Source organism: Microvirga sp. P4_G7, assembly GCF_056401005.1.
The window spans coordinates 1-6,745 of record NZ_JBFUKD010000159.1 but is presented as its reverse complement, the minus strand read 5'-3'; the positions used below and the strand labels follow the sequence as shown (position 1 = coordinate 6,745).

Below are 6,745 nucleotides of genomic sequence, written 5' to 3'. Positions count from 1 at the left end.
GGACACGATCCCGGATTATGTCGCGGAACACGACACGATCCACATGAAAAAGAGCATCTTCACCAAGATCGGAAAGAAAGGCGTACTGAAGAAGGACGCGTTCCATCTGGGCCCCAAAGCCGAGGATGCCGAAGACCGAGTGCTCTACGTCAGGAAGACCGGCGCCCTGAGCTACGATCCAGACGGCACGGGAGAGAAGGAACCGATCCAGATCATAAAGCTTCCCAGGCATCTCGATTTGAACAATACGGATTTCTTCGTGATCTGAGCACCGATCACGCTCGCATCATTCGCTTCGGCCATATTTAGGGATGGCCGAAGCGGCCCCGGCCCGCTATGAGCGCAGCCAGCACGGAGACTGCGCCATGAACATTCTTCTCATCGGATCGGGCGGCCGCGAACATGCACTGGCGTGGAGCTTGTCGGCGAGTTCTCTGTGCGACCGGCTCTTCATTGCGCCAGGCAATCCCGGCACGGCACAACACGGCGAGAACGTCACGATCGACGTGACCGACCACGCGGCCGTCGTCGCATTCTGCCGACTGATGGCGATCGATTTCGTGGTGGTTGGCCCCGAAGCGCCGCTCGTCGCCGGTTTGGTCGACGACCTGAAGCGCGCCGGCATCAAAGCGTTCGGACCCAGCAAAGCCGCGGCGCAGCTCGAAGGTTCAAAGGCGTTCACCAAGGACCTGTGCGCGGAATTCTCCATCCCGACTGCAGCGTATCGACGGTTTCAGGACGCCGAGACGGCCAAAGCCTACATTCGCAGCTATGGCGCTCCCATTGTCGTCAAGGCCGACGGATTGGCCGCGGGCAAGGGCGTCGTCGTCGCGCAATCGTTGGAGGTGGCCGAAGCGGCAGTCGACATGATGTTTGCGGGCGGCCTGGGCGAAGCCGGCGCGGAGGTTGTCGTCGAAGCATTTCTCGATGGCGAGGAGGCGAGTTTCTTCGCGCTGTGCGACGGTGCGACGGCGCTCCCATTCGGAACGGCGCAGGATCACAAGCGCGTCCTCGACGGCGACAAAGGGCCGAATACGGGCGGCATGGGCGCCTATTCGCCGGCGCCCGTCCTGGACGACGCCATGCAGACCCGCGTGATGCGCGACATCATCGAACCGACGCTTGCCGGCATGCGCGCCCGTGGCACGCCCTATTCCGGCATTCTGTACGCCGGTTTGATGCTCACCGAACAGGGCCCGCAACTGATCGAATACAATGCTAGGTTCGGCGACCCCGAGACGCAGGTGCTGCTGCCGCGGCTCAAGTCTGATCTCGTCACCGCCCTCCTCGCTGCCTGCGATGGCGCGCTCGACACCATTTCGCTCCGTTGGTCCGACGAGGTCGCTCTGACTGTCGTCATGGCCGCGAACGGCTATCCGGGTATTGTCGAGAAAGGCTCCGAGATCCGCGGCGTCGAGGCCGCAGAAACGGTGCCTGAAACGATCGTCTTTCATGCAGGCACGAAGCAGGTAGGCGATAGGCTCGTTGCCAATGGCGGCCGGGTGCTCAACGTGACCGCCACGGGCCGCACGGTGGGCGAAGCGCAAGTGCGCGCCTACGAAGCCGTCGCCAAGATCGATTGGCCGGGCGGCTTTTGCCGCCACGACATCGGTTGGCGCGCCGTCGCGCGCGAACGGGGCTGAAAAAGCCAAAAGCGCCGCTATGTGAGGTCACACGCAGGAGGCTCCATGAGCGACGATCTCTTCCCGGATTTCGAATCCCACTGGATCGACACTGAGATCGGTCGCGTGTTTGCGCGTTCGAAGGGAAATGGCCCTCCGCTCATTCTGCTGCACGGCTTTCCGGAAACGCACGTCATGTGGCATCGGCTCGCGCCGGCATTGGCCGAAACGCATCGGGTCGTGTGTCCGGATCTGCGCGGCTATGGCTGGTCGTCGGCGCCCAAAGGCGACCCGTCGCACGAGACCTATTCGAAACGGGCGATGGCGCGGGACGTGATTGCCGTCATGGAAGCCCTCGGACATGTTCATTTCGCAGTCGCGGGGCATGATCGCGGCGCGCGAGTCGCCTATCGGTTGGCGCTCGATCATCCGGGACGGGTCGAGCGGCTGGTTCTGCTCGACATCCTGCCGACGTTCCATGTCTGGGCGCAGATGAAGGCGGGACGCGTCCCGGCAGCCCATTGGGCCTACCTGTCCGAGCCGGCGCCGAAACCCGAAAAGGAAATCGGGCGCGATCCTTGGCCCTACTTCGCGGGCCTCATGCAAAAGTGGTCCGGCAATGGAACGCTCGACGCGTTCGATCCACGGGCCCTCAGCGCCTATCGCATGAGCTGCAACGAGCCCTCACGCATCCATGCCTTCTGCGAGGATTATCGTGCCGGCGCGACGCTGGACCTTGCTGCAGACGAGGAGGACCTCGCCGCCCGCAAGTCAATTCGGTGCCCGACGCAAGTGATCTGGAGCGATTTCTACCTTGTGCGTGGCACAAGCGGGGATGACGTTTCACCGCTCGAAATCTGGAAAAATACCTTTGCTCCCGATGCAATCGGATCGAGCGTGAAATCGGGCCATTTCGTTGCTGAGGAGAATCCGTCGGCGACGCTCGCGGCGATGAGACCCTTTCTGGGTGTCGCCTGACACCCAAAGGTGTGCGCTGCATCACCCGGAGATGGCCGATGCCGCGCATCCCCCTTTGAAAAGGAGACGGAAGCGGATACGCAACGTGATGACATCTCAAAAGGTCTGACCGATGCCCTCGCTTCCCCACAACGTCAATTTCAGCACTTTCGCGCCGGGCAATCAGTTTGCGACCGCAGGCAGCCTCACCACTCTCGCCGACGGCAACTTTCTCGCCGTCTGGGCGGAAATGAGCAACGAAGCCGTCGGCTATCTCTACACCCAGATCTTCCGGCCAGACGGCTCGGTCCTGCGGGGTAAGGCGCTTTTTCAAACGGCTGCGGACGTCGGCTATTCGGCGCCCGTCGCGGTGACGCTTGCCGACGGCAGGACGGTGGTCGCGTGGAGCAAATCCGGCTCTGCCGGAAAGTTCGTCGAAGGTCAGATTCTCGACATCGCCCACAATCCGTCCGGAACCGTCATTCGAATCAGTGATGAGAGCGTCGAGAACGCTACGCCGGTCTCGATCAAAGCCCTCACGAATGGTGGCTTCTCGGTGCTCTACGACGGCGCGACTGACGAGGGGCCAGGCCATTACGAGGGGATCGTCACCGCTCCCTCCGGCACGTGGGCTCAAGAAGGCTTTTTCATTCACGATTCGCCGGATAGCGACAGGATCGCAACGGCGGGGATCGCCGATGGAAGCATCGTCGCCGTTCTTGCCAACGCGGGTGAGACGCAGACTCCCATCATCGCCTTGATCTACGACCCGATAACCGAAACCCAAGGACCGAACATCGACCTCGGAATCGTCGATAGCATCGCGCCGATCAACCCTGGCATCTGCTCGCTCGGCAACAACCAATTCGTCGCCGTATGGGAGGACGCGGAAGCAGGCGCGGCCGTCATGCGCGCGCAAGCCTTCAATGGCGATGGAACGCTTGTTGGCGGACCGATCCTGTTCTCGAAGCCGGCGGGCGAGATTCAGGGCCAACCCGACATCGAGCCGCTCGCCGGCGGCGGCTTCGCACTGGTGTTCCAGGCGCGGCTGAATGGCGATGACAATACTTACGTTGCGGCAGCGAAAGCGGACGGCACCATCCTGCAGGATACGATCTCGGTCGGCACGACCACGGCCGGCGATCAATACAATCCGTCCATCATGCCGCTCGCCAACGGCAATTTCGTCGTCGGCTGGACCAATACCGGCGAAGCTGGCTTCGCGTTCATGACGGAGTATTTCGGTCCCGGTGGTGTGACGACGCCGCCGCCGGATCCGGGCACGGGTACCGGCGATGGAGGGACAGGGACTGGGACCGGCACGAAAGCCTGGACAGCGACGCCCGGCCACGATGCGCATACCGGCACCGCTGCCGACGAAATTTTCGACGGGCTCGGCGGCAACGACACGCTGGACGGGGGCGCGGGCAACGATACCGTCATCGGCGGAACCGGAAACGACAACCTCTCGGGCGGTCTGGGCAACGACAAGCTCGTGGGCGGCTTGGGTAAAGACACGCTCGACGGCGGCGCAGGGAACGACGTCTTTCTGTTCGACACGGCGGTCGCCAAGAAGAAGAACGCCAACATCGACAAGGTCCTGGCCTTCTCACCGAAGGACGACACGATGCAGCTCGAAAACAAGATCTTCACCAAGCTGAAGGCCGGCACGTTGAAGAAAGACGCCTTCTACATCGGCACCAAGGCGCACGACCCGTCCGACCGCGTGATTTTCGACAGCAAGTCCGGAAAGCTGTTTTTCGACATGGACGGCAACGGCGCGCAGCAGCAGATCCAGATTGCGCAGCTCGACAAGAAAATCAAAGGCATGTCCTACAAGGACTTTTACATCGTCTGACCAGGCGAGTTGAATAATCGGCTCAGCGGCGCCCTTCGAAAAAGCTTCTCAAGAGCGCCGCCGCCTCACTCTCCCGGATGCCACCATAGACCTCGGGTGCGTGGTGGCAGGTCGGCTGGTGAAAAAACCGCACCCCGCTTTCAACGGCGCCGCCCTTCGGATCGTAGGCGGCGAAATAGACCCGTCGGATGCGCGCAAAAGAAATCGCCGCCGCACACATCGTGCAGGGCTCGAGCGTCACATAGAGGTCGCATCCTGGGAGCCGCTCGTCACCGAGCACACCACACGCCTGTCTGATCGCCAGCATCTCCGCGTGGGCGGACGGGTCGTTGAGTTCGCGTGGGCGGTTTCCGGCTGCTGCGACGATCCGGCCGTCCTTGACGATCGCCGCCCCCACCGGAACCTCGCCGCGCGCCGCCGCCGCCCGTGCCTCGTCGAAGGCCGCGCTGAGCCCGTCTATCTGGGTGCCGATCTTGTTTGTGCCGTTGTCTGCCATCATGCTCGATTCTTAACAGCTCCTCTGCTATCAGGCTCCCATGACCGACAGCAACGACGATAACGACCGGGGCCGTCCACGCGGTCGCCCCGCCCGCCCCCGCACTTCCGACGACCGGCCGTCCCGGCCTCGCCGCGAAGGCGATAAGCCGTTCCGCCCGAAGCGTGACGGCGACGCCAAGCCTTTCCGCGCCCGCGAAGGCGACGCCAAACCTTTCCGCGCCCGCGAAGGCGACGCAAAACCTTTTCGCGCCCGCGAGGGTGGCGACCGGCCTTTCCGTAGCCGCGATGGCGACAAACCCTTCCGGCCGAAGCGCGAGGGCGACGCCAAGCCTTTCCGCGCTCGCGAGGGTGGTGACCGCCCTTTCCGCAGCCGCGATGGTGACAAGCCGTTTCGCCCGAAGCGCGAAGGTGAAGCGCAACCGTTCCGCACCCGCGAGCGGGGCGATGCCAAGCCGTGGCTGACCCGTGGGAACGATGAGCGCCCGCGCAAGCCGCGCGAGGAGGGCGACCGTCCTTTCCGTGCCCGCCGTGACGACGATGGCTCACGTCCGTTCAAAGGCCGTCGCGACGACGATCGCCCGCGCCGTTTCGAGCGTCCGGGCGAGGATCGCCCGCATCGAGACCATGAGACCGCAGCGACCGAGACGGTAATCGTCCCCGCTGAACCGACCGAGGAACGTATCGCCAAAGTCGTCGCCCGCGCAGGTGTCGCCTCGCGCCGTGACGTCGAAGCGATGATCGCCGAGGGTCGGGTGACCCTGAACGGGGAAGTCCTGACTTCGCCCGCCATCAACGTCACTACAGCCGACAAGATCACGATCGACGGCGAGCCGCTTCCCATGAAGGAGCGCACCCGCCTCTGGCTGTTCCACAAGCCGCGTGGGCTCGTGACGACCGCGCGCGATCCGGAAGGACGGCCGACGGTCTTCGACAACCTGCCCGAGGACATGCCCCGCGTGGTGGCGATCGGACGTCTCGACATCAATACGGAAGGCCTTCTGCTTCTGACGAACGATGGCGGCCTTGCCCGCACCATCGCCCACCCGGATACCGGTTGGCTGCGTCGCTACAAGGTGCGCGCCCATGGCGAGGTCAATCAGGCGGATCTCGATGGCCTGCGCCACGGCGTGACCATCGACGGCATGGAATACGGCCCCGTCGAGGCACGGCTCGATCGCGTACAGGGCGACAACGCCTGGATCACGCTCGGCCTGCGCGAGGGCAAGAACCGCGAAGTCAAACGGATCCTGGAGCATCTCGGCCTCCAGGTGAACCGCCTCATTCGCCTCTCGTTCGGTCCATTCCAGCTCGGCGACCTGGAAGACGGATTGGTGGAGGAAGTTCGTACGAAGGTTCTCAGGGACCAGCTCGGCGCCGCGCTCGCTGCCGAGGCCGGTGTCGATTTCGAGAGCCCCGTGCGCGAACCTATCGCTCCCTTCGGTTCGCCGAAGAAGGCGGAGCGGACGGAACGCAGTGTTCGCCCCGAACGGCGGGAACGCGACGATCGTCCTGACCGGGAGCGGCGCGACGAGCGTCCGCGTCGGCGGGACGAAGGCGAGCGGCCGTTCCGGCGTGGTCCCGACCGCGACGAGCGATCGGCCGAGCCGGAGCGCAAGCGCCCCTCGCGCCTCGAACCGCGCCACAGCATCTGGCGAGCCGGCGAGGATCCAGATTCACCCCGTCGCAAGACCCCGCGCCGCGGGGCCGATCCGAAGGAAGCCCGGGCCGCGAGCGGCGAGCGCCAGCGCGAGCGCGTCGGCGCCATCGAAACGGAAGGCCGCAAGGTCCGGGTAGAGCGCCTCGTCAGCAC

Annotated in this window: 5 protein-coding genes and 1 pseudogene; 5 read left to right on the top strand and 1 reads right to left on the bottom strand. The window is 64.2% G+C overall.

Features of this window, described 5'->3' with window-relative positions; all coding sequences use genetic code 11:
• The 4 genes and pseudogenes from AC1DT3_RS09370 to AC1DT3_RS09355 all read left to right on the top strand — a co-directional run.
• Positions 1–268, top strand: a pseudogene (locus AC1DT3_RS09370) (calcium-binding protein); the annotation flags it as partial.
• A 97-nt stretch (positions 269–365) separates the two neighbouring features.
• Positions 366–1,643: a phosphoribosylamine--glycine ligase gene (purD, locus tag AC1DT3_RS09365; RefSeq protein WP_477464982.1), complete on the top strand. Its 1,278-nt coding sequence runs from the start codon at positions 366–368 to the stop codon at positions 1,641–1,643.
• 45 nt (positions 1,644–1,688) lie between these two features.
• Positions 1,689–2,600: an alpha/beta fold hydrolase gene (locus AC1DT3_RS09360; RefSeq protein ID WP_477464981.1), complete on the top strand. Its 912-nt coding sequence runs from the start codon at positions 1,689–1,691 to the stop codon at positions 2,598–2,600.
• A gap of 112 nt (positions 2,601–2,712) precedes the next feature.
• Positions 2,713–4,437, top strand: coding sequence for a calcium-binding protein (locus tag AC1DT3_RS09355; protein ID WP_477464980.1), 1,725 nt, complete (start codon positions 2,713–2,715; stop codon positions 4,435–4,437).
• Positions 4,438–4,459: 22 nt separating this feature from the next.
• On the opposite strand, the gene AC1DT3_RS09350 is transcribed toward AC1DT3_RS09355, so the two are convergent.
• Positions 4,460–4,933, bottom strand: a complete 474-nt coding sequence (locus tag AC1DT3_RS09350; protein ID WP_477464983.1) for a nucleoside deaminase — start codon at positions 4,931–4,933, stop codon at positions 4,460–4,462.
• 40 nt (positions 4,934–4,973) lie between these two features.
• Here AC1DT3_RS09350 and AC1DT3_RS09345 point away from each other — a divergent pair.
• Positions 4,974–6,745: pseudouridine synthase (locus AC1DT3_RS09345; protein WP_477464979.1), on the top strand; the 1,772-nt coding region annotated here is incomplete at its 3' end.